This is a genomic window from Ferrimonas sp. YIN67 (assembly GCF_057219095.1).
Window position 1 is genome coordinate 74,846 of the sequence record NZ_JBXVVJ010000008.1, and the last position, 24,014, is coordinate 98,859.

Here is a 24,014-nt window from a genome sequence, read left to right on the forward strand (position 1 = left end):
TCATGAGGATGGAATGGGATGAGAAGGATCAAAGGATGGATGGGGGCGCTGCTGGTGCTGGCCGGGTGTCAGAGTGCCCCCGAACCCGTGGCCGAGCCGATCTGTGATGCACAGTGCTACAGTGCGCAGTTTGCCACGCTTGCCCAGTCGTGCCTGGATAGCTTGTTGATCCTGGATCCCGAGTGGGCCGTGTCGTTGGGAGACTATCGTCGCGCCGGGCAACTGACGATCCCGGATCCGGCCCAGCGCGATCGCCTGCTGGCTTTCGTCGCTCTGTGGCAACCCCGCCTGAAGGCGTTTGATCCCGACAAGCTGGTGATCGATGCCGGGCACGATCAGGCGTTACTGCTCAATCAACTGGAGAAAATGCAGTGGCGGCTGACGGTCTACCGGGCCTGGGAGTGGAACCCGGCCCTCTATAATGTCGCGGGTCCCTTCGGTCGTTTGTTGTCCGAGTCCTGGGCCGACGAGGAGACCCGACTGCGCACCGTGTTGGCGCGGATGGCGGGGGTCCCCGAGTACTATCGGGCGGCGCGCCATAACCTGAATCATCCCACCCGTGAGCACCTTGAGCTGGCGATCCGGCAAAACCAGGGGGGACTGTCGCTGTTTGAGCAGCCGCTGCTGGAGCGGGTGGCCCGTTCAGATCTGAGCGAGGCGGAGCAGGCGCTGTTTGAGCGTCGGGTACTGGAAACACGACAGGCGATCTTAAGTTATGTGGCCGATCTGGAGCAGCGTCTGGCGGCCCCGGGCCCGGCTAGGGCGTTTCGTTTGGGCGAGGCACTGTATGAGCAGAAGTTTGCCCTGGAGATCCAGGCGGGGATCCCGGCTGCCGAGCTCTACCAGCAGGCGCTGACCGATCAGGCCCAGGCACAAAAACAGATGATCAGCATCACTCGGCAGCTTTGGCCCAAGTACCTGGCCCGCACGCCCATGCCAAGGGAGCCCATGGCGGCGGTACGGATGATGGTGGATCACCTCTCCACCCGGCATGTGGCGCGGGAGGCCTTTGTGGAGGAGGTGCGACGTCAGATCCCGGCCTTGGCCCAGTTTGTCCGGCAACAGGATCTGCTGACCCTGGATCCGGACAAGCCCTTGATCGTCAGGGAAACCCCACCCTATATGCGCGGCGTTGCCGGGGCCTCTATCTCGGCGCCGGGTCCGTTTGAGCCCGAGGCGAACACCTACTACAACGTGACGCCGCTGGATGAACTGACTGACGCGGCAGCGGAGAGCACCCTGAGGGAGTACAACCACTGGATGTTGCCGATCCTCAATATTCATGAGGCGATCCCCGGCCATTACACCCAACTGGTCTATGCCAATCGTTCGCCGAGCCAGGTGAAGGCGATCCTGGGCAATGGAGCGATGATCGAAGGATGGGCCGTATATGCCGAGCGGATGATGCTGGAGCAGGGCTATGGGGGATATGAACCCGAGCTGTGGCTGATGTATTGGAAGTGGAAGCTGAGGGTGATCAGCAACACTTTGCTGGATTACGGAGTCCATGTGCTGGGCATGACCCAGGCCCAAGGAATGGCGCTCTTGGTGGAGCAGGCGTTTCAGCAGGAGCAGGAAGCCCTGGAGAAGTGGCGTCGGGCAACCCTGAGTCAGGTCCAGCTGACCTCTTACTACGCCGGTTTCCGTCAGATCTACGATCTGCGGGAGCAGCTCAAGGCGCAGCAGGGCGAAGCCTTTGATCTCAAAACCTTTCATGAAGCCTTCTTGAGCCATGGCAGCGCGCCCATCGGCCAGATCCGGGCTCGATTATTGTATTGAAAAGCCGGGGACGGTTGGTGGATCGTCATTGGAGCAGCAAAAAAAGGGGACAGTATCTGTCCCCTGGGCATTCCCCTAAGCCGCCCAAGAAGGCGAGACGATTTCAGGCTCGGCTGCGCAGTACCGCGAGGTTTCTCCGGGAGGAGAGCAAACTCGAACCTGACTCCTCAGAACAGATAAGTTGGGCAAAGAGACGCCTTAGTGCCTTCGCCCTGAGCGAGCTTGGATCATACTCCTGAAGGCTTTCGCCCAAAGGCGGAGCGGGGGGCCTTTGGCGAAACAACTGGATATCGAGTATGGCCAGATCGAGGCCGCGACAGCGATTTTTCATGTTCACAATGGGTTCCTGGAGTTCGCTGTGTCCCGGATCTGGGATCAAGACGAAGGTGGCCTGAAGTTTTGGGTTGAACAGACGGCTGTTTTCCAGAAGGTCCTCCCATTGCAGCAGGGCATTTTGCCCCGGCTGCATGGGCCGGATGGGGAACAGGGCATAGTGTGAGATGGACAAGGCGGTGCGCAGGGCCGGACGCTCTTGCAGGCTTTGATCGATCACGACGGCGTCATAATGTTTCGCCAGGCTAAGGAGGTTTTCCCGTTGTGCGCCTTGAAGGGCGATCCCGTGGATGTTGGCGTGTTTCGCGGAGCGGGACTGCAACCAGCGTTGCGTGTCCCCTTGGGGATCGCAGTCCACTAGGATCACTCTGTATTGAAATGTCTGGCTCAGGTAAACCGCCAACTCCTGGGCCAGGGTGCTTCGTTCCCTGTCACCATTATCGCTTCCGAGCATGATGATCATGGCTGTCCTTCCTTGCTGGGGTGCCCGATCTGTGACTTTGCTGAGTATATGAGCTGCTGCGGGGACGCTAAGAACAAAGTGATCTAAAACGTGACGTTAATATTCCTTGAGCCCAAGGGTGACCTCGGACTGGCCACCGTCTAAGGATGAAAAAACCGCCGAAGGGTCGGCGGTTTTTACTGGGTTATTGGGACGGCTCCGGGTTCAATCGGTAGCGGGCGAAGCCAAAGCGGGGATCCGCTTCATCGTCGACCTGGCCGACATGGTCAAAGGCGACCGTTTGCTGGGCGACCCGCAAGGCATGGGGGGACGGCGAGGAGGTGAACTCCACATTGGCTTCTCCCTTCGGCAGGAGCAGGGACCAGTTCCCGTCGGCACTGGGATCGAGGGCACTGCCCTGTTCGGCCATCTGCTGCAGGTAGGCCGAGAGGATGTTGCGGGTCTCCTCCGGATCGTCCCAGATCAACTGCTCGCTTCCTAGTCCAGGAAAGTTGCCACCACCGCTGCCACGGTAATTGTTGGTGATCACCAGAAACTCCTGCTGTGGCTCCACCGGCTTGCCCTGATATGCCAACTCGGCGATACGGTTGGCCTTGGGATCCACCAGGGTACCGTCGATGCCGTAGCGGGCGGGCTGACTGATATCGATGCGGTAGGTGACGCCATCGATGCTGTCGAAGTTGTAGGTGGGGAAGCGGTTGTTGATCAGGGATTGCACCGAAGTGTCCGTCAGATCGATCTGGTTGAACTGGCCCGCCGACATCTCCAGCCACTCTTTGACGGTACTGCCCGGCACCTTCAGCACGTTCAGGGTGTTGGGGTAGACATAGAGATCGGAAATGGCGCGCAGTGCGAGGACACCCTCGTCGATAAAGGTAAAATCTGTCAGTCCGTTGCGCCCGCCACGGAAGGGCGCGGCGGCGCTGAGTAGGGGCAGATTGGGCAGTTCCCCCTGGGCCTGCAGTTTTTCACCATGCCAGCGCTGGGCATCGGCGACCAGTTGTACCGAGGGATCATCCTGCATCAGGGCAAAGAAGCTGTGGATAGGGCTGCTTAGGGCAACCAGGCCCTGATCCAGCCAGGCGTTGGTCCCCTCATGATCCGCCGCAACGGCATCGAGGATGGCCTGATCTTCCTTGGCGGGATCGATCTGGCGCAGGTGGGCCCGGCTGCCCACCACTTGCCATTCATCTCCGTGTCGCTCGAGAGTGAGATCCACCAAGCCCAGGTGGCTGCCCCAGACGCCGGGCATGATGGTGGGAGTTCCCTGGATCAGCCCCTGCTCATTGTCGATCCCGTCAATCCCGGCGTAGTCACCGGGGAATCTGCGATGGGAGTGGCCCAGCAGCAGGGCATCGACCCCCTCCATGCCCGCCAGATGGAACCCGGTGTTTTCCATGCGGCTTCGGTAGTCGGCGGTATCGATCCCGGCGTGGGCGATGATCACCACGAGATCGGCCCCCTGCTCACGCAGCAGTGGCACATAGTGTTCGGCCACTTTCTTCATATCCAGGGTATCGACGCGGCCATAGAGGTGGCGTTTGCCCCAGCTCATGATCTGGGGTGGTGTCAGACCCAGTACACCCAGGGTGAGATCATGGGCCTGGCCCTGTGTGTCGGTGACGGAGCGCTCCAACAGCAGATAGGGTTTAAAGGCGTGCGCCTGCTGCGCAAAATAGCCATGGGGGGCATTTTCCTGGCTTGCTTTATGCACCACGTTGGCGTTGATGTAGGGGAAATTGGCGGTACCCAGGGTCGCGCCGAGAAACTCCAGGCCGTAGTCAAACTCATGGTTGCCCAGGTTGCCCCCATCATAGTCCAGCAGGTTCATCGCCTTGTAGACAGGATGGGTGTGCTCGGACAGGTAGTTATCCTGCTGTTGGCGATGGAAAACATAGTCGCCCAGTGGGGCACCCTGGATCAGATCCCCGTTGTCGAACAGGAAGACATTGGCGTGTTCGGCTCGAGCCTGATGGATGAGAGCGGCGGTATAGGCCAGGCCGTACTGCTCGGTGGGGCTGTTACGGTAATAGTCGTAGCCCTGAACGTTCATGTGGAGATCCGACGTTTGCAGGATCCTCACTTCCAATTGGGCGGGCGCCGGTTCGTGGCTGCAACCGAAGAGGGCAAGGAGGGAGAGGGCCATTGCCGTGGATAGGTGTTTTTTCATCGCGGGATAGCAGGGTGAGAAAAAAGTTGACGGAGTATAGCTCAACTCATCCGACCAGGATGTTAGCTGTCTCGAACATTTGGCAGCGAGGACCCGGCCATGCCTGGCCGTGGCTCAGCTTGCCGCTCAGATCGCCGAGTTGGGGTTGACCGCCTGTTTGAGCGCCGTTGCCGGTTTGAAGGCGGCAGTGGTCTTGAGGGGGATCTGCAGGGGCTCGCCGGTTTGAGGATTGCGGCCGACTCTGGGCAGGTGGTGACGCACTTCGAACACACCGAACTTGGGTAGGTAGACCGTCTCTCCTTCATGCAGGGCCTGGGTAATACGCTCCAGTAAGACCGTGAGTGCATGCTTACTGCTTGCCTGGCTCAGTTCGGCAGAGATGGCGATGCGTTTTATCAATTCGGCTCGAGTCATGTTCAGCTTCCGGCAAAAAGAAGGCTTTATACCGATTTGGAGATGCAATTGCGATGAGTCGAAGCGTGATTGCTTACGGAAGCAGCAGTAAGTCGCCCTCGGGTGCATCGGGCAGAAAAAAATCGGTACCGCAAGAACGGTACCGATGTATAACCAAAAACAGGTTAGATTGGGAAGGACAAGCTCAATAGCCATTCTAGGGAGGCGGATGGCTCCTGTGTGTGAACTGGCTCTTGAATCCACTTTCTGGTGGGAATGTTAATTGTGAGCCTGGTCGCAACGCGGGGGGGGGTTGGTGATCCGTGTGTGGAGGGGTTTTGGTGCGTTGTGATCTGGTGTCGTTTCGTTTCGATGGAGAAACTGATCTTTAGGACGGATTGTGCTCATAAATGTGTGCACTCAGTCCCTCACTAAGGCATGAGAGCAAGAGGAGTTGTCAGCGTAGGGAAGTCGCGTGGGTTTGCACCGATTCCGCTTGTTTATAAGAGATATTCCTTTTACTTGTCAGTGTGTTGATTGACATATACAGTGCGTCTGACGTCCGTGCGGGGGATTAAGGAAAAACAACTCATCCAGCACGGATTGCTAAGACCCCAAATGACAGGTTGACGTGATGAAACCCAACACCCAATCGCTGAAGTTTAAGTTATCTGCCGCAGCGACCTTTGCCATCCTTTTGTGTGCTTTTGTGACCACCTTCTTCGGCTATACCAATTCGGTTAAGCAAACCGATGAGGACATCGCCAAACAGATCAGTGGCGTGACGACCACTTATAACCATTATGTCGTTGACTGGCTGCGCGGCAAGGGGGCGGCCCTGCAAAGCTTTCCTGCCCAGGCAAGCAACGAGGTGATGAATGATCACCTCAGCCAGGTTCGTGATGCCGGTGGTTTCGATAACGTATTTATGGCTTTTCCTGACGGCAGCCAGGAGAACGCCAACCGGGTCTCCCTGCCCGAGGGCAATAACGATCCCCGTGTGTGGCAGTGGTATATCAATGCTCAGAATCGTCGCGGAACCGTAGTGGTGGAAGATCCCACCATCGCCGCCGCCACCGGCGCGAGTGTGGTTTCCATGGGGGTGACGGTTTCCCGACCCGAAGGATTGTCCGTACTGGGTGCCGATGTGGAGATGGGGGATCTGATCGCCCAGCTTAACCGTATCGTCCTGCCGGGCAGCGGCAGTGTGATGATCCTGACTCAGGAGGGCAAGATCTTTGCCCACGCCGATAGCAAACTGGTGAATCAGCCCGCGATCAACCAGTACCATGTGCTGACCGACAGCCGACTGGCCCAGCGTGGCGGAAGTCAGGTCACGGTTGAGGGGCTGGATTACTATCTGCATGTTCAGCCTATCGACGGCACCCGCTTTACTACCGTGATACTGGTCGAGCGGGATTCCGTACTGGCGCCTTTGCGCAGCATGGTGTGGTCCATCGTGATGTTGGCCGCCTTGGTCGTTACCATCTGTACCGTGCTGTTTAGCCTGGCATGTCACTATCTGTTCCTGCCTCTGCAACATGTCTCTAGGGCCCTGGCGGATATCGCCGCCGGCGGGGGGGATCTGACCCAGCGGATCAACATCGAGAGCCGGGATGAGATCGGTGGACTGGCAGACAATTTCAACCGCTTCGTCGAGAGTCTGCAGAGTCTGGTGCGGCAGTTGCAGGAGCAGGCCAGCTCCATGGAGCAGTTGGCGGAGCAGGGGGCGGCGGATGCGGATCATTCGGTTAGCCAGCTTCAGCGCCAGCAGAATGAGACCGGCCAGGTGGCGACCGCCATCCGCCAAATGGCCGTGGCCACCGACGAGATTGCCAACCATGCGGAAGGCACCAGTCAGGAGGTAGAGTCCGCCCTGGCCCAAAGCCAGGAGGGCGGTGCCAAGGTCGAGCAAAGCTGTGAATCGATTGCCGGTCTGTCCGGTGAGGTGGCCAATGCCACCAAGGTGATCAATGAACTGAATGAACACGCTCAGGCCATCGACAGCATCCTCTCCAATATTCAGGGGATCGCAGAGCAGACCAACTTACTCGCCCTCAATGCCGCCATCGAAGCGGCCCGGGCCGGTGAGTCGGGGCGTGGCTTCTCCGTGGTCGCCGATGAGGTGCGGGTACTGTCTCAGCGGACTCAGGACTCGGCGTCGGAGATCCAGCAGATGATCTCCACCCTGCAGCAGTCAACCCGGCAGGCGGTGCAGATCATGCAGGGCAGTTCGACCCTGGCGGAGCAGGCGGTTGGTAACTCCCGCGAGGCATCGGTTGCCCTTGGCCAGATCCGAACCTCGACCCAGAAGATCACCGAGATGGTGACCCAGATCGCCACGGCGGTGCAGGAACAAACGGCTGTGGCGTCCGAGGTGACCGCCAATACCATGACCATCAATACCATTGCCGATGATCTGGTGAAGGACAGTGAGGGGGCTCAGCAGCGGGCACAGTCCCTGCGGCAGCAGTCAAATGAGCTGGGCGAGAAGATCTCCGCCTTCTCGGTGTAACGGGAAACACAAGGAAAGCGCGGCCGAAAGGCCGCGCTTTTTGTTATCCACCAAATTGCACGGCCAACTGAGGGAACTTCATGATCGTCTCTTCATAGAGATGAGTCATGGGGTCATTCTCAGCGGCGCCGGCGACCACCATCAAGGGCAGCAGGTGCTCCTCCTGGGGATGGGCATCGCGTGCGTGGGGGGCTTGCTCCCAGTGGAGCAGGGCCTTATTGCGTTGCTCGGGCCCAGACTGCAAAGCGGTGCGCAGCCAGTGGTGGAAGGCGTGGGCCGCCGGCAGATGGTGTGCCGGGGCACGCATGGCACCGAGGTTGTGGTAGCTCATGCCGCTACCGATGATCAACACTCCCTGCTGGCGTAGGGGCGCCAGTGCCCGGCCTAACTCCAGGTGCAGCTGAGGATCCAGACTGGCATCGAGGGAGAGGGCGATCACCGGGATGGTCGGCTCGGGAAAGGCGAGTTTGAGGGGAATGAAGACACCGTGATCATAGCCACGCTGCCGATCCAGGCCGGTTTTTAAGCCAGCCGCTTGCAGGCGATCGACGATGGCCTGAGCCAGGGTGGGATCGCCCTTGGCCGGATAGGTCAGGCTATAGGTGTGAGGGGGAAAGCCCGAGTAGTCGTAGAGCAGCGTTGGATTTTCCTGGTCACTGACCATAAAGCCCTCTTCCTGCCAGTGAGCGGTGATCACCAGGACCGCCTTAGGCTGGCTTGAAAGACGCTCGGGCAGGGTTCTCAGGTAGTGTTCCAGTGCCTTCCAGGTATCCTCGGGCTGCCAGTCCATAAAGAAGCAGGGGCCTGCGCCATGGGGGATGTAGAAAGTAGGCTGAAGGGACATCGTATTCTCCTTTTCACTGATCTCCTGGTGCCATTATTGCGCTAAAAGTGTTTATAAAACAGTCACATTATTGCGATGAGACGTTCTAATTTCTGAGCTGTATCCGAACTCAATGGGGTCGCCAGGGTACATCGGCTCCCTCTTACCCATCGCCGTGGGTCGTCTTTTTCTTTGTTGGGCAAGAAATCGGCGCGAGTGAGGCGAAATGGGACTATGTTAACACTATGTTTATCAACGGAGTTCGGACTATGAAGCCATTCCCTCTGGCATCGCTTTGCCTGCTGGCGCTGGTGCCAGCAGCCCAGGCGGAGTATGACCGTACCTTCCCCATCTGGGGTAAAGAGGCCTATGAGCGGGGCTATGATCTGCCCCTGCCCTTTGGTGTAACGCTCAGCATGTTCGACATGGATCAGCCGCTGGTGATCGACAGCATAGTGCTGACCGATCCCCTGTTGCCACTGGAGCAGTTAGTGCAGATCGACGCCAACCTGGCGCAGCAGTCCTCTAAGACCTACACCCTGCGCGGCGATCTCTGGCTACTGCCGTTTCTCAACGCCTACGCCATCCTCGGCTATACCGAAGGTGACAGTGCGGCGCCGGTGGATGTTCTGGTACGGTTGCCCAATGTTAGCCCCTTCAGTACGGTGTTTAACCTAGAGTTCAAAGGCCCCAGCTACGGCGCCGGCACCACCCTGGCCGGCGGGTATGGCAACTGGTTCGGCCTGATCGACATCAACTACACCTACACGGATCTCAATATCCTTGACGGGGAGATCCGAGCCTTTACCGCCACCCCGCGAGCCGGCTATCGCTGGCCCATGGGGGTACACGAGATGCGCCTCTGGCTCGGGGGCATGTACCAGGATGTCGACCAGCTGTTTAAGGGCAACATTGCCGATCTGGGGTTGGGGGATCTCATCAACACTGTGACGCCCAACGGTCGCTTCGAAGTGGAGCAGCACCTTTCCGACCCCTGGAATACCGTGGTGGGTGCCATGTATGTCTACGACAAGAAGTGGGAGGTGATCCTCGAAGGGGGCTTTGGCGAGCGGGACTCCTGGTTCCTCTCCCTGGGACGGCGCTTCTGACGACGACTCGGATCCGTGCCTCCCGGATCTAAACCCGTTAGGCCGGGCTCAAGCCGATCCATGGGTTGAGCCCGGCCTTTCTGATCCCCAAAAAGCTACCTTACCGGTCGTTAACGGAGCCGCAGTCCAGTAGGCGAGATTGGTGCTCAGAGTGAGAGCCAGATCTGGCCGGTTCTCAGCCGGAACCACAAACGTTGAATACACTCAAACGTGTGACTCGGCTCACGTTTTGCCGTACCCTACTCGTCAGACCAGTAGGGAAGTGCAAGGAGACGCGAATGAGTGAGAACTATGCCCTCAAGCTGTACCGGAGGCTTCGGCCTCTGCCCATGGGAGACTGGTTGTTTGCCCGAGCCATCGCTGCGAAAGCCCCCTATTTCAAGACCATAGCCGCCCGGGTAAGCCACCTGGAGCCCAATCATTGCGAATGTCTTTTGAAGAAGCGGCGTCGGCTGGAGAACCACATCGGCACTGTCCATGTGATTGCCATCTGTAACGGCCTGGAGCTGGCCATGGGAGTGGTGGCCGAAGCATCTATCCCCAGGGATCTGCGCTGGATCCCCAAGGGGATGCGTCTGGACTATGTGGGTAAGGCCGCCAGTGATATTCGCTGCGTGGCAAAGGTTGAGCCGAGTCACTGGCAGCCCGGCGATCTCAGCGTCAGTGTGGTGGCCTATGATCTCGACGACAAGCCCGTGGTTCAGGGGGAGATCCTGCTTTGGATCAGCGAGAAGCCAGTGAAGGGAAGTTGACAGGGCTTATCTGTGAAATTGATGGAATTCACTTTCCAAGCCGTGGCTGAACCCCGTTTCGGAATGAAGCTTTTTGTAGCGCTTCGCTTGATATTTGCCCGATTGATGTGAATTCATGCTTCCGTCGGGCAAAAAGTCGTCGCCTTTTCGATATATTTGCTGAAACTTTCAGCCATTGTGAAGCTTGCGCTCAAAAGTGTTGAATGACATTTACTATCAACCAAATTGATGATCGATCCGACGGACACGTTCGAGTCGTTTTCCCTCGGTTAGCAGGCAGTTGCGTATGGGGTTGTCCGAGCTTTCTCGGCGCCAGATGAAAGAGAGGCGGCGAGCCATATTGAGGTTGGGCACATTGAGGATCACCACCTCTTTACGGTCGACCGCTCGGGCCACATCCAGGGCGGGCAGACAGGTCAGGTAGGGACCCTGCTTGACCAGGGTCTTCAGGATGCTGATCTGTTCGTATTCGTGGCGTACGTTGAGATCGTCGATATGACTGTGGATGGCGGCATCGAAGATCGCCCGGGTGCCTGCGCCTTGTTCCCGTAACACCCATTGGGCATGCTCCAACTGTCCCATGCTGATGCTGTCCAACTGGGCATAGGGGTGGTGCGGACCCGCCACGATCACCAGGTGATCCGTACACCAGGTTTGTTGTGCCAACCGACTGTCGTCGCAACGTCCCTCGATCACGCCGAGCTGATATTCATGGTCCAGTACCCCATCGATCACATGCTCTGTGTTCTCCACTTCCAGCTTGATCCGCACCTCGGGAAAGTCTTTATCAATTTTACTGATAAGTTCCGGCACCAGATGATGGGCAGCCGTCTGGCTGGCGCCCAGGCAGATCTCGCCACTCACCAGATGTTGGCCAGCAAAGCCAAACTCAATCTGACGGGCATCGCTGAGCAAGCCCTTGGCTTTGGGGCGCAGCCATTGGCCCCAGTGGGTCAGCACCATACGCTTACCAACCCGCTCAAATAGCGGTTTTCCAAGCATTTTCTCTAGTTGTGACAGGGACATGCTGGTGGCGGATTGGGTCAGGGATAGCTGTTCGGCTGCGGCACTGACGTTGCCCAGTGAGGCGATGGCATCAAACACGGCCATCTGTTTCAGGGTATAGCGCATGGTGGTACTCAACTCTGCTTGGAATAGGGACTGTTGAACGGACGTTTATCAGTTTCTCACAGCCGACAAAGGGATTCTGCGGCGTGTTTCACAGCATGGGTGCAAACCATCAATTTTGCTGATGCGTGTTGCGAAAATTATCAATTTTTATTTCTCTTCGGTAGGCCCTAATCTGGATTTGCTCGTCAGCGAGACGGGCTTTATCAACGGAGGAACTTGATGAAAACGCAACCTGATGCCCAGTGCATCACGCCAAGGAGGTCCGGGTGTTGAAGGCTGTGAATGCGCCGGCCCCTCAGGATCCCTTGCTGGCCCAGGCGATCCGCAGCGGGCACAGCAAGCTGAATCGCAGTCCGTCGGCAAAGTTTGCCTTGTCGATGCTGGCAGGGCTCTACATCGGTCTGGCATTTACCTTCTACGTGACCGTACTGACCGGCGCCGAGGGTCTGCCATGGGGCATTGGACGCCTGTTGGGCGGCACGGTATTCAGCCTGGGACTGATCCTCGTGGTGATCTGCGGGGCAGAGCTGTTTACCAGTACTGTGCTGACCGTGATCCCCTGGGCCAAGCGGCAGATCAGCACGGGCCGAATGCTGCGCCACTGGGGACTGGTTTTTGCCGGCAACCTGACGGGGGCGCTCCTGCTGGTCGGACTCATCTGGCTGGCCAGGCAACATCAACTGGCTGATGGTCAATGGGGCTTGACCCTGATGTCGGTGGCTCAGCATAAGCTGCATCACAGCTTTAGCCAGGCACTGGTGCTTGGCGCCCTATGCAACCTCTTGGTGTGCCTGGGGATATGGATGAGTTACAGCTCGAAAGAGCCCCTGGCAAAGGCCATGTTGCTGGTCTTGCCCGTGGCCATGTTTGTCAGTGCGGGGTTTGAGCACAGCATTGCCAACCTGTTCCTGGTGCCCATGGGGATCTTGATCCACGGCTTTGCCCAGCCTGAATTTTGGGCCGGTATCGAAGTCGCGCCCCAGGCGTTTGCCGATCTCACCATTGGCAACTTCATTTTTAACAACTTAATCCCAGTGACTTTGGGGAATGTCCTCGGTGGGGCGGTCTTTGTTGGACTGAGCCACTGGTGGATCCACGACAGAAACAATGCGACACAATCACTCTTCAAGGGGAAGAAAATCATGACTCATCACGCTGCGAACCTGACCGTAAAAGAACTGATCGATGCCAAGCCTGTGCTGGTTACGCCGCACACCACAGTAGCCGAAGCGGCAGAAATGCTGCTGGGTAAGGGGGGCTGCGCTGCCCTGGTGATGGATGGCGCTGAGCCGGTGGGCCTGGTGGATGAACAGGATCTGCTGCGCGGCTACTATCTGGCCGATGCCGAAGGGGACGATGCCCTGTGTGTGGTGGAAGTGATGCAGAACATTCAGAGCCGGGCCAAGGCCGATGAGCCGGTCCTCAAGCTGGCCGAACGCCTGGCGGTGGATGAGAACAAGATGCACCCGGTGAGTGATGGCGGTTACCTGACTCGCTACAGTGATCTGACCCTCTCTGGTCGTGCCCGCAAGGCCACCCCTCAGGGGAACGCCCTGACCTTGGTGTTGGAAGGCAAGGAAGTGATGGGGGTTGTCGAGAAGCGCCGAGTACTGGCGGCCCTGGCAGGCTATAAACCGAAACTGGAAGTCATCCCGACTCAGGACAAGCAGGAGGCAAGTGCGGCAGCTTAATCCTGCCAATCAGTCGAGTGTGACGATATAAAGGATGCGGGCCTCAGGCCCGCATCCTTTGCGTCGTTGTCGCTGGCCGTTGGGACGCTTAGATGGCGCGCAGCAGGATGGCTTCGCATCGAGCCAGATCGATAACACGTTGTTCACCCAGGGGGAGGATCTCGTGGTCTTCCAGAGCGGGAACGATTTGGGTTACCACATCATTGCGCCGGATGGCGTACTCGGACAGGCGAGTCTTGACGCCGATGCTGTGGAACAGATCTTCCATCGCCTGGATGGTTCGATCGGCCAGGTGGCTGCCCTCAAGGCCAAATACGTTGCGTCCCATCTGCTCCAACTTGGCCTGCTTTGCCACTTTCAGTTCCTTGAGCAGGGCGGGCAGAACCACGGCCAGGGTCTGGGCGTGGTCCAGGTTAAACAGGGCGGTCAATTCGTGACCTATGGCATGGGTGGCCCAGTCGTGGGGAACGCCGGCGCCGATCAGGCCGGACAGGGCCTGGTTGGCGGTCCACATCAGGTTTTCCTGCCACTGGGATTCGTGACGACGATCGTACTGGGCGGCCAGTTGGCACAGGTTGCGCAGCAGTACCTCGGAGTAGCCGTCCTGGACCATGGCGCCTGTGGGATAAGTCAGGTATTGCTCACAGACATGGACGAAGGCATCGACGATCCCGTTGGCCAACTGGCGATCCGGCAATGAGGCCAGCACGGCGGGATCCATGATGGCAAAGCGAGGGTGAACGGCCGGGGCGTAGAAAGAACGTTTCTCATGGGTGGCGGTGCGGGTGACCACGGCGGCGGCATTGGATTCGGATCCGGTGGCTGCCAGGGTCAGGACCACACCGATGGGCAGGGCCTGGCGTACCTTGTATTTGCCCTCCAGAATATCCCAACCGTAACCGTTATAAAGGGCCGCTGCGGCGATGTATTTCGCCCCGTCGATCACAGAGCCGCCGCCTACGGCCAGCAGGTAGTCGTAGCCTTCGGCCCGGATCAAGGCGACGGCCTTGTCCAGGGTCTCCACCGAAGGATTGGGCTCAATCCCGGAAAATTCACCCCAGTGGAATCCCTCCAGCGCCTTGAGCACTTGGTCGTACACTCCATTTTTCTTGATGGAGCCACCGCCATAAAGCAGCAGGACCTTGGCATCCCGTGGGATCTCCCTGCTGATCTGGGCAGCCTGGTTGTTACCGAAGTGGATGCGGGTGGGGTTATGGAAGGTGAACTGCATGATGACAACTCCATGGTCTGTAACTGGAAGGATGCGAAGAGAAGATCCCTATCCTAGTTCATTCAAAAAAAGGGTTTGTTTTATCCTGCCCTGTTGTGGTGGTTCGATACAGTGAGCCAGGGCGCTTTTTTCACAATGCGTAGTTCTTAGCGTTTATGTTCGAATCGATTTCTGATTTACACCAATTTTCGCCATCGGGGGAAGGGTACGGCACGGTTTCAGGTGTGCCAGGCCCAGGCAGCGGGAGTATGGCCAGACGGTGGCAGGGGCGCTTCTGGCCGATGATTGAGATCGACTCAAGGAGCCCTAACCCACAGGGGTATTGGCCCTTTTACGATTATCCGTCAGTAGGGATGCGAGAAGATATTCAGATGGCGACAACGGCCTAGAGGCGGAATCTTTCGGGCGCCGGGGACAAGGAGACTTTCTGCGACTTTGGCAAAATGTTTGGCAGAACAAGTGGGGTGAACTAAATTCACTTCGTGGTTGCCGTTTGCAGCCAGTGCGAACCTAGTTTCGTCGAGAAAACCATTTGCAAAGAAGCAGGAAGATACACGAATTGGATCTGAGTTAAGGAGAACTGAGATGGGATCTGTGATCGATTACGGAAAGCTGAAAAAGGCCACTAAAGCTGCGGATAGTTTGATGAGGGAGTATCACTCAGCCAAGCAGAAAATCACCGGCAACAACACTCTGAAGCACTACCTTTCTGGTGGCTACAATCCAGACTGTGAGATCATTGCCAACTACATAGGGATCCGCCTCAAAGATACGGTCAATGACGGCAACGCGGCAGAGATCTGCACCCAGGCCAATGTCGATATGGTTGAGGATAAAAAAGGCAATTACTATGCGGTTGTCGCAATATTGCCCGTTGAAGAGCCAGAGCTGGATTATTCAGAGCATGAAGAAGCAAGCTACGAATAGTGCGTGTACTTATATATTGGTAAACGCATTCCGATATCTGAAAAAGGATTGAATTACAGTCTTTTTTTATGAGTTCAAGGTGATCTGTCTTTTTGATGCTTAGAACCAGAAAGGTTCTGTGGGCTCAAGCTTAGGAAATAAAACACCTTGATGATTTGGCCACTCACACTGCGTTGGGTCGCTGTGTTAAACACCGTAAGGCATAATCAAAAGGGGCCAACCGGCCCCTTTTTCTATGTATTTTTATACTGTCTAGAAGGCGGCGCTGGCCCAGAGCCAGAACTTGTCGGTATCGGCCTTAATGTCACCGGCACTGTAGCTGGCGAACTTGGCCCCCAGGGTGTAATGCTTGGCCACCTTGGTGACATAGGAGAGGTTCCATTCGTCACCCAGATCATCCACGCCATTGCTGGCCTTGTCGGCATCGAAGTCATGGTAGATCACCGCCCACTTGCCCTGCAGCAATGCGCCACCCAGTGAGATGTAGAGATCGGTGAGCCCTTGAGCCGGGGTGGTCAGGAACTGATCGCTCCAGCCGTTAAACTTGTGCAGGGTGGCCAGGGGGGTACTGAATCCATATTGACCCCCATCGGAGCCCAGAACCTCGTAACCCAGCTTGGCGGTGAGGCCAAAGGCCCCATATCCCGCTTCGATCAGATAGTAATCGGCATCGAAGCTGGTGCCCGCCAGTTTGGAATCCTGGGTGGCGTATTCCGCCTGGTACATCAGCTTGCTGTCGCCCAGTACCGTGCTGCCATCGAGGCGAATGCCGTACGTATCCAGGCTGTTGCTGATCTTGCTGTCCTGCTCCAGCAGATAGCCGTAGCCGCTGAGTTTGCCGAAGGGCAGGGCGTAACCGACGTTGATCAGGTGATCCTTGGCATCAATGTCTTTCGCTTCGGCGAAGATCCGGTTGCGCTTACTCAGGTAGGCGTAGTTGAGCTCCAGCGCTTCCATCACAGTGCCATGGAGGCGGATCCCATCGAACGTCTGGCGATCCTGACGCCAGCCCACATGACCGACAAAGCGATGGTTATCAAAGGTGAGTACCTGGCGCCCGGCGGTAAAGCCAAAATCACCGCGGCGGTATTTCAGGGCAAACTGATCCAATTCCGTGGTATTGGGATCGGCGATCGCCGAGTAGATACCGGTATTTTTACCGATCTTGTCGTCATAGTTGTCGACGCCGAAGGCGTTACGGGAGTCTTCAAACTCCACCAGCGCCGACAAGCCATAAAGAGGGGCCGTCTCTAAGGTCAGGCGGGTGCGCAGGGTGAGGCCGTCGGCATCTTGGAGTCCGTTATCCTGATTTACGTGTTCGTAACGCAGGTTCAGATCCAGCTGGGTGGTTCCCTGAGATACGGCATCTGCCAGGGTTTGTACCTCAGCAAAGGCCTGGGGTGCCAGGCCAGCCATTACACACGCGGCGATAAGTTTGCGTTTTGTCATGCTTCATTTCCTTGAAACGTATAAAAAAACTGCTTCAGAGCTGTCATTGAAACGGCGCACTCAGTCGAGTGCGAAAGTGTTTTTGTTTGACTCCTCTGATCTTGGCGACGATGGGACCAGAGCAACCCCCCGCCTGCCAGTGGAAACGGTCAAATGGTAACAAGCTGGCAACACGAAAGGTGTAAATTATTTGCCTGTTTACCCGGTGCAGATCAAAGATCTCGGTTCATTGTCCGAGTCCACTTGGTCTGTTTAACAGGCCACAGAGCCACTGGATGCGTAACCTGGGTGTCCCGCCATAGAGTCATCTGTGTCAGCCAGGTTCGTGCCAACATGACAAAAGAACCTAAAATCAAGTAGATGTAGCTTTTAGTTTGGTTGTGTTGGCGATGTGCTGCACCCTGGTGGGGCGGCGATGGGGCAAACTGGAGCAGGGGATACGGGAGGAAGCCGTTTTAGGGCCTGGGTGATGGCCAATAGGGGCGTGAAGGCCAAGCCTTTATTGGCCCGGACCACAGTGCAGCCCCGTGGAAATGGACAATACTTGCAGGACTCTGGCATTATGCCGCGCTTATCCGCTTCGCCGGTGCGAAGCCGACCCAATTGAGAGAAAGGTATCAAGATGAGTGGTTTGCCGAACTGCCCGAAATGTAACTCCGAATACACCTATGAAGATGGCACCATGTTCGTCTGCCCTGAGTGTGCCCACGAGTGGTCCAAAGACGCGACGGCCGACGCTGACGAAGAGGAAGTGAAGATCGTCAAGGACGCGGTCGGTAACATCCTGCAGGACGGCGATACCGTGAGCATTGCCAAAGATCTCAAGATCAAGGGCACCAACTCGGTTGTTAAGGTTGGCACCAAGGTGAAAAACATTCGCCTGGTGGATGGCGATCACGACATCGACGCCAAGGTACCGGGCTTTGGCCCCATGGGTCTCAAATCCCAGTTTGTGAAGAAAGCCGACTGAACCCCGGTACTTCGCTGAAAAGGGCACCCTGAGGGGTGCCCTTTTTCGTTGTGTCCGGCGTAAACGGACTCGCCTGTTAATGCGACACAGTGTCGCAGTTTGCCTGGGAGGGCTGGGCTGGGAGGATGGATTAGGTTGTAGTGACGACACCCTTGTTAACCTGTTACTCAGCCTAATGAAAATCTCCCCTGTTTGTATCGCTTTGATCTGTGCCGGGTCCGGGGCAGCCACCGCCCAGACCGTCGTTGATGATGTCATCAAGGTGCGGGGCAACGGCCTCTATCCCGATAGCGTTTTGCAGGTCAGCCCAACCGCACCCTTGGTCGGTGCCGATGCCCTGTTGCCCGAGTTGGCGGGCACAGCTGCCAATGGCAATGGGCCGTTAACGCCCATCGTCCAGTATCGGGGCCTGTTTGGCGATCGGGTTCACGTCAGCCTGGGGGGCAGCCAGGTGGTCGGGGCCGGTCCCAATGCCATGGATCCGGCGCTGAGCTACGCCGCCATGTCACGCCTGCACGGCATCACCCTGTCCCGAGGGATCGCGTCGGTCAGCCAGGGGAATGACACCCTGGGGGGCGCCGTGACGGTACAGTGGCATAGGCCCGAGTTCGATCAGGGCGTGCAGGGAGAGGTGGCCGCGAAGTACCAAGGCAATGGCGAGCGGCTCAATGGTCAGGCCCGGGTGCAGTATGGTGGCAAGCGTTTGGCGTCGTTGCTCTACGCTGACTGGCTGAGCGGCGAGGATCTCAAGGATGGCGACGGCCGACGCCTTCGCCCAACCGCCTATGACAAGTGGGTGGCCGGGATGGATCACCGTATTCGCCTGGGGCAGGGTTACCTGGGTTTGGATTACCAGCACCTTGAAACCCGGGATGCAGGCACGCCCGCCCTGCCGATGGACATCGACTATATCCGCACCGACAGCATCAACCTCTATGGTCAGCATGATCTGGCACAGGCGGACTGGCGACTTGACTGGCAGTTGGGCTATACGGACGCCCGCCATGGCATGGGCAACGAGCAGATGCGCCCCTTGATGGCGACCGCAAGCCCCCGCTACAACACCGCCACCAGTGACAGCTGGCAGTTAAAACTGATGCTGAGCCGGGACGCGATCCGCTTCGGCCTGGATGGCATCGCCAGCCGTCATGACAGCACCATTACCTCGCCGGGCAATCCCAAGTTTTATGTCACCAACTTCAACGAGGTGAGCGATCAGCGTTTTGGGGTATTTGTCGAGCAGGATGGCCGGTTGGGCGACGGGCTGTGGCAGTGGGGGCTTCGTGCCAAGCACTATGCCAGCGATGCGGGTGAGGTCAGCCACCATATGGCGATGATGAACCCGGAGATCGCTGAACTGGTCCGCCGTTTTAACCTGGCGGATCGCGACGTCAATGACTGGGGCGTGGACGCTGTGGTGAAGGGGCGTTATCCGTTGAACTCAGGGTGGGCCGTGATCGCCGAGCTGGGCCATAAGCAAAATGGTGCCAGCTACCAGCAGCGTTACCTCTGGACCCCGATGCAATCCACCGGGGGATTGGCCGATGGCCGAACCTATGTGGGGCAGATCGATCTGGACCTGGAAACCGCCTACCAGCTGGAGCTGGGGCTGGACTTCCTCTTAGACCACCTGAGCGTGACGCCGCGGGCGTTCTACCATCGCATCGACGACTACATCCAGGGAGTACCGCTGGGCGATCCCACTTCCCGCACGCTGGCCACCATGATGTCGGGTGACAGCAATCCCCTGGTGTTTGCCAATACCGATGCCGAGATCTACGGCGTCGATCTGGACTTTGCCTGGCAGTGGTCGGCCCAATGGTCGTTGCAGGGCAACGCCAATGCCGTCCGGGCCAAACGGCGGGACATCGACGACAACCTTTATCGCATCGCCCCGGCTTCGGCCCGGATGGGACTGCAGTATCATAACGGCCCCTGGAGTGCGGCCCTGCATGGTGTTGCCGTTGCGGGTCAGGACCGAGTGTCCCAGACTCAACTGGAGCAAACCAGCAGCGGTTATGGACGGCTGGATCTGACGTTGGGCTACCGCTGGCAAGGCTGGCAGTGGCAGGCGGGGGTGGAGAACCTGCTGGATCGCCAGTATGCAGACCACCTCAGTGGCTATAACCGGGTGCTCCCTGCCAGCGATGTGCACCCAGATGGCAGTGAACTGAACCTGGGTGAACGCCTGCCCGGGGCCGGGCTCAACGCCTGGGTGGGGGCCAGCTATCGCTTTTAACCCTGCGGCCGAGTGTGTTGGCGCTCCGCCCCAGTGCCAACGGACTTCGCTGGTTGGCGTAGCGGCAAGGCCGCGTAAGCTGACGGCGTGCTGAGTTTGCCCTGGGCGAGCGTCTGGCAGCGGCCACTAGGCCGGTTTCAATGGTTCTGCGCTCTGGGGCTCAGGGGGGCGGGCGGGCTCGACCTGTGGTTCAGGCTCAGGTTCGATCGGGGCAACCCCTTCCGGGAGTTTGCTTTCTGAGATCTCAATAATTTGGGATCGGTTCATGGTGATCTTATAGCGTGCAAAACGCGGGGGCTGACGATTCTCTCGTAACATCAGTACCAGGTTAATTTGGTAGCGGCGTTCCACCGAGTCACTGCTGATCTTCCCCTCGGACTCTTTATAGATCTTCGCTTTACCCCGCTCCAGGTAGCGGGCAAAGGGTACGAGACTGAAGTTAACCTGCTCCTGGATGGTCGAGTAGCCCGTTAAGAACTCTTTTTGGGCGATCCGCGAGCTGATCCCATAGTGCAGAATATCGGCATCGACCTTATTTTGGCTGTGGCGACGCTTCAATATGTCACGGACGCCGTTGGGGAGATCTTTACTCTTGATAAAGTCTATCCAGATCAACTGGCGACCGATAATGGCCTGGCTGGTGGTGTCCTTCAGGAATCGAGACCATCTGGGTCGACCCTTTTGGATCCGCCGCCATAATGCATTACGAATGTCGTCTTTGAAGATCTCGCGAAAGGCGTAGATCACTGCCAGCGTCAGCACCAGGGCCAGGGTTAAACCGCTCAGGACGCCCTGCGCCTTGATGATCAGGGCGGAGACGAACAACATGATGATCCCGGTGGTGACCCCTGTCGTGAGTTTTTTCAGCCCCACCCCTAAGGTTTTCACCTCTTCCTTGAGCACGACGCCCTGTTGGATCAATCGGCGCAGCAGGAGCATCTTGTTGGAGATCCGGTTGGGATCACTTTGGGTTTGCTCCGAGTTATAGTTTTTGCCGTCACGATAGCGACTCTCGGCGCGGCAGAGCGTGACTGCCTGTTCGACCGCATCGTTGTATTCACTGCTGCGTGGCGCATGGGAGAGTAATTTGAGCAGGCGCTGCTCGCAAAACCAGGAGAGGTAGTTGTCGGCGTTTTCGAAGTAGTGTTTCCAGTTCGGTTCACTGGGTTCATTGCGTCGAAACTTCTTGAGTAACTGGGCGACGATGTCACAAAGCTCGGTGAGTGCAGCGTAATATTGGTCGAGATCCTTGATCTGCGCTAACTCCTTGCAGTCCGTCTCAATGGCGGTGGCAAACTGGTAAGCAAACAGGTTCAGGTAGAGTCGGAACTCCTCGACGGTGCGTTTGTTCAGGCTGACGAAGCGACCCTGTACCAGGGGCAGGTGCAGCCCCGTTGAGTAATAGGAGCGTCGTCCGGCAATGGCGCTGTGGGCATACTCTTCGGCGGCCAGACTTTGCGGATTGACGCCCATCTCTTTGGGCAACATGAAGTAGAGATCGAGCCGACGTTGATCGCCGGTCTTCATCTGGTGAACAAACTTAAGGGATAGTGCTTCCTCTCGCTTAACGATAATTTTTGACACGTAACCTCAAAACTTCAGAGCGCTAGCCGATGAACGTGACTCTAGTTTAGCACGTTGTGTTGGTTGACTTTTATTACTGTACTCAATGGCTTCATGGGGCCTGAGCAAGGGAAACGCTCCTCCCCAGTTCGTTGATAGCGAGCACCTGCGAGGCTCAACGTTTTGCGCACTACCAGTGCGCACGGAACCACGAGATCGGGTCGAGATCTTTGTGCACCACCCCTCGGCGTAGGTCAGGGCGCGCACCTATTTGGCCATGACGAAAAAAATCGATGCGCCTTAACCTGATATAGCGGCTGAACCCAGATCTCAATGTCAGGTTACGCGATAAGAGCGCTCGCCTGACCTACGGCAGGCATTTTTCTCGAACTGAATGACCTTGGCCACAAAGGAGTCACTGAGATACCTCAGGCTCTGCCCCCTTGAACCTAAAGATACTTTTCTATGGGTAAGAGCTGTAACAAGCGCGATTTGGCTCGCGGCCATCGTCCTATTTCCGGTTCGCTGGTCCAGCTTGACTCTCCCGAATACCAATGCAACTGATTGTGCTGGAGCTTCAGGTGCCAACTGTGCGCTTCATCCATCGCCTCGGCCATCTTTCCAGCAAGGTCGATGGCCAGTGTTTCACTTTCAATCAGCAATACGGATTCGGTGTTCAGATAGGTTGAGCGAAGATTAAGGTTAAACGATCCAATACCCACGATCTGGTCGTCGTACACCACGGCTTTGCTGTGTAACCCATAGGCTGCCAGTGGCGCGCACTTGGCGACGTCTTTGGTGGATTGCCCGCACAGGGTTGTGTCTGGCTTCAATTCAAATAACGCCATGCCATGGGCAAGGATCGCCTTGCGTCGACCCGCATAGCCCGAGTGATTGGTGAGCAGATCATTCGAGGCCATCGAATTCGTTAGGGCTTTGATCTCAATGCCGCCATTCGTTAACTGCTGCACCTTATCAAGCTGGCGGTCATCCAAAACCAGATAGGCTGACTCGATGAAAATCGAGTCTTTAGCCTGTTGGGCAAGCTTACCTAAGATCTGGGCCGTCGCTTTGGGCTCGTCGCTGTCTTTTACATCAACGGGAACCGGCCGGTCTGAAACGTAATCGGCTTTGACCCAAGTCATGTCATCCATTAACGCTTTTAGGAATCGATTAGCAGCCACACTCCCCTCGGGTAGAGCGGGATGATTTTTATAGACCGGCGCAGTCGTAAGCGTCAATTTGGATAGGTTTGAATGGGCAGTGCCGCCGAGTAGATTGACAGGATAGGACCAGGGACTGTTCCAGTACTCAAGATAGCTTGCCCGAACATCCGCAACCACAGGGCCAATCACGAGGGCGTCGAGATCCCGAAAGTTGATCTCATCGGACAGGTCAAAGTATTCATCGCCGATATTACGCCCACCCACAATCGACGCGGTGCCATCCACGGTAAAGGTTTTGTTGTGCATACGACGATTGAGTCGGGAGAAGTCCCCAAGCACATTGAGCCATTTCAGCACCCCGCGGCGGCTCGGAATGGGGTTAAAGATCCGAACCTCGATACTCGGATGTGCATCCAGCGTTGTCAGCAAGTCTTCTCGTTCGTCGACGTTGATGTCATCAAGCAGCAGTCGAACCTGAACCCCCCGATCCGCCGCCGCAATCAGTCGACTAAATAGATACTGACCAGAGGGGTCGGAGTTCCAAATGTAATATTGGATATCAATGCTGTGCTGGGCAGTTTCAATCAACGCCAGGCGCTGTGCGAGCGCATCCCATCCGGTATCTTGCAGTGCAACTAAACTCATTCCCTGATCATGATGCGAGCGATCCTTCGACTCCAGGAGCGTATTCAATGGCGCCGCGGCAGCGGAACCATTCGGGTGGTCGACTTGGGAGGGTAAAGATGCACATCCGGAGAGGAATGCGATGACGATGGCGAAGAGACTGCTGCGTTGTAGCACACGCATTGGCTACATTTCCTTGTTGAGGTTGATAAACATGGTTTGGTGCTGTTCGCATTGAAACGGGTTGGCCTTTCCGGTAGCTGGTCCGAAACCCAGTGAGTCTGTCCGTTGTACGAACCAGAGCTCGGATGATCAATTGGCCGATACGAAAGAACCAAGGCTAACCCGCGATCCTCCTTGAGTCTCGTCGTTAACGCAACCTGGCCAAGCGCCTTTGAGAGAAAACCAACCAAGGGCGTTTGGTTTTTGAGCGGCCCCTCAGCCTAAGTATTGGAAAACGCCGATTCGAGATCATTGTAGGTTCCTTCGGCATGACCAAACTGGGCGTTAAGAATAAATCCCCACAGGGCGCAGGGAGGGCCATCACACCCAGCCCGGTGAACTGCACCTCTAAGCTTCAGCTTTTTTTCGTTCGAAACGACGGCGCTCATCGCACGGAACCACGTGATCGGTTCGAGATCTCTCCGGGGCAGGTTTTGCCACAAAGGAGTCACTGGGGATTTTAA

General features: G+C 57.1%; 17 protein-coding genes. 8 read left to right on the plus strand and 9 right to left on the minus strand.

The window, feature by feature from the left end; translation table 11 throughout:
- Positions 1–18 precede the first annotated feature (18 nt).
- A complete protein-coding gene (locus AC2D8U_RS16245) occupies positions 19–1,779 on the plus strand; it encodes a DUF885 domain-containing protein (RefSeq protein ID WP_484620124.1) in 1,761 nt (586 codons plus the stop codon).
- 103 nt (positions 1,780–1,882) lie between these two features.
- On the opposite strand, the gene AC2D8U_RS16250 is transcribed toward AC2D8U_RS16245, so the two are convergent.
- From AC2D8U_RS16250 to AC2D8U_RS16260, 3 genes are all read right to left on the minus strand, one after another.
- Positions 1,883–2,575, minus strand: coding sequence for a hypothetical protein (locus AC2D8U_RS16250; protein WP_484620125.1), 693 nt, complete (start codon positions 2,573–2,575; stop codon positions 1,883–1,885).
- A 184-nt stretch (positions 2,576–2,759) separates the two neighbouring features.
- Positions 2,760–4,745 (minus strand): bifunctional 2',3'-cyclic-nucleotide 2'-phosphodiesterase/3'-nucleotidase, encoded by a 1,986-nt coding sequence (locus tag AC2D8U_RS16255; protein ID WP_484620126.1) that lies wholly within the window; start codon positions 4,743–4,745, stop codon positions 2,760–2,762.
- A 126-nt stretch (positions 4,746–4,871) separates the two neighbouring features.
- A complete protein-coding gene (locus AC2D8U_RS16260) occupies positions 4,872–5,354 on the minus strand; it encodes an HU family DNA-binding protein (RefSeq protein WP_484620127.1) in 483 nt (160 codons plus the stop codon).
- A gap of 418 nt (positions 5,355–5,772) precedes the next feature.
- Here AC2D8U_RS16260 and AC2D8U_RS16265 point away from each other — a divergent pair, with 418 nt between their 5' ends.
- Positions 5,773–7,653, plus strand: a complete 1,881-nt coding sequence (locus AC2D8U_RS16265) for a methyl-accepting chemotaxis protein (protein ID WP_484620128.1) — start codon at positions 5,773–5,775, stop codon at positions 7,651–7,653.
- A gap of 43 nt (positions 7,654–7,696) precedes the next feature.
- Here the strand turns inward: AC2D8U_RS16265 and AC2D8U_RS16270 are convergent, their stop codons facing one another.
- Positions 7,697–8,497, minus strand: a complete 801-nt coding sequence (locus AC2D8U_RS16270; RefSeq protein ID WP_484620129.1) for a DODA-type extradiol aromatic ring-opening family dioxygenase — start codon at positions 8,495–8,497, stop codon at positions 7,697–7,699.
- A 248-nt stretch (positions 8,498–8,745) separates the two neighbouring features.
- Here AC2D8U_RS16270 and AC2D8U_RS16275 point away from each other — a divergent pair, with 248 nt between their 5' ends.
- Positions 8,746–9,585 carry a hypothetical protein gene (locus AC2D8U_RS16275; protein WP_484620130.1) on the plus strand — a complete coding sequence of 280 codons (840 nt, stop codon included), beginning with the start codon at positions 8,746–8,748 and terminating at the stop codon, positions 9,583–9,585.
- A gap of 278 nt (positions 9,586–9,863) precedes the next feature.
- Positions 9,864–10,337, plus strand: coding sequence for a hotdog fold domain-containing protein (locus tag AC2D8U_RS16280; protein ID WP_484620131.1), 474 nt, complete (start codon positions 9,864–9,866; stop codon positions 10,335–10,337).
- A 216-nt stretch (positions 10,338–10,553) separates the two neighbouring features.
- Here the strand turns inward: AC2D8U_RS16280 and AC2D8U_RS16285 are convergent, their stop codons facing one another.
- The gene (locus AC2D8U_RS16285; protein ID WP_484620132.1) at positions 10,554–11,468 is read right to left on the minus strand and encodes a LysR substrate-binding domain-containing protein; all 915 of its coding nucleotides are present in this window, start codon (positions 11,466–11,468) and stop codon (positions 10,554–10,556) included.
- A 266-nt stretch (positions 11,469–11,734) separates the two neighbouring features.
- On the opposite strand from AC2D8U_RS16285, the gene focA reads away from it, so the two are divergent.
- The gene (gene focA / locus AC2D8U_RS16290) at positions 11,735–13,159 is read left to right on the plus strand and encodes a formate transporter FocA (RefSeq protein WP_484620133.1); all 1,425 of its coding nucleotides are present in this window, start codon (positions 11,735–11,737) and stop codon (positions 13,157–13,159) included.
- Positions 13,160–13,247: 88 nt separating this feature from the next.
- On the opposite strand, the gene AC2D8U_RS16295 is transcribed toward focA, so the two are convergent.
- Positions 13,248–14,390, minus strand: a complete 1,143-nt coding sequence (locus AC2D8U_RS16295; protein WP_484620134.1) for an iron-containing alcohol dehydrogenase — start codon at positions 14,388–14,390, stop codon at positions 13,248–13,250.
- A 585-nt stretch (positions 14,391–14,975) separates the two neighbouring features.
- On the opposite strand from AC2D8U_RS16295, the gene AC2D8U_RS16300 reads away from it, so the two are divergent.
- Positions 14,976–15,317, plus strand: coding sequence for a hypothetical protein (locus tag AC2D8U_RS16300; RefSeq protein ID WP_484620135.1), 342 nt, complete (start codon positions 14,976–14,978; stop codon positions 15,315–15,317).
- A gap of 252 nt (positions 15,318–15,569) precedes the next feature.
- Here the strand turns inward: AC2D8U_RS16300 and AC2D8U_RS16305 are convergent, their stop codons facing one another.
- On the minus strand, positions 15,570–16,766 hold the full coding sequence (locus tag AC2D8U_RS16305; RefSeq protein ID WP_484620136.1) for an alginate export family protein: 1,197 nt from the start codon (positions 16,764–16,766) through the stop codon (positions 15,570–15,572).
- A 622-nt stretch (positions 16,767–17,388) separates the two neighbouring features.
- Here AC2D8U_RS16305 and AC2D8U_RS16310 point away from each other — a divergent pair.
- Both AC2D8U_RS16310 and AC2D8U_RS16315 read left to right on the plus strand, forming a co-directional pair.
- A complete protein-coding gene (locus AC2D8U_RS16310; protein ID WP_484620137.1) occupies positions 17,389–17,736 on the plus strand; it encodes a zinc ribbon domain-containing protein YjdM in 348 nt (115 codons plus the stop codon).
- A gap of 175 nt (positions 17,737–17,911) precedes the next feature.
- Positions 17,912–19,975, plus strand: coding sequence for a TonB-dependent receptor (locus tag AC2D8U_RS16315; protein ID WP_484620138.1), 2,064 nt, complete (start codon positions 17,912–17,914; stop codon positions 19,973–19,975).
- 126 nt (positions 19,976–20,101) lie between these two features.
- Here the strand turns inward: AC2D8U_RS16315 and AC2D8U_RS16320 are convergent, their stop codons facing one another.
- Together AC2D8U_RS16320 and AC2D8U_RS16325 are read right to left on the minus strand one after the other, a co-directional pair.
- Positions 20,102–21,559 (minus strand): hypothetical protein, encoded by a 1,458-nt coding sequence (locus tag AC2D8U_RS16320; protein WP_484620139.1) that lies wholly within the window; start codon positions 21,557–21,559, stop codon positions 20,102–20,104.
- A 428-nt stretch (positions 21,560–21,987) separates the two neighbouring features.
- Positions 21,988–23,511: a phospholipase D family protein gene (locus AC2D8U_RS16325; protein WP_484620140.1), complete on the minus strand. Its 1,524-nt coding sequence runs from the start codon at positions 23,509–23,511 to the stop codon at positions 21,988–21,990.
- Positions 23,512–24,014: the final 503 nt, after the last annotated feature.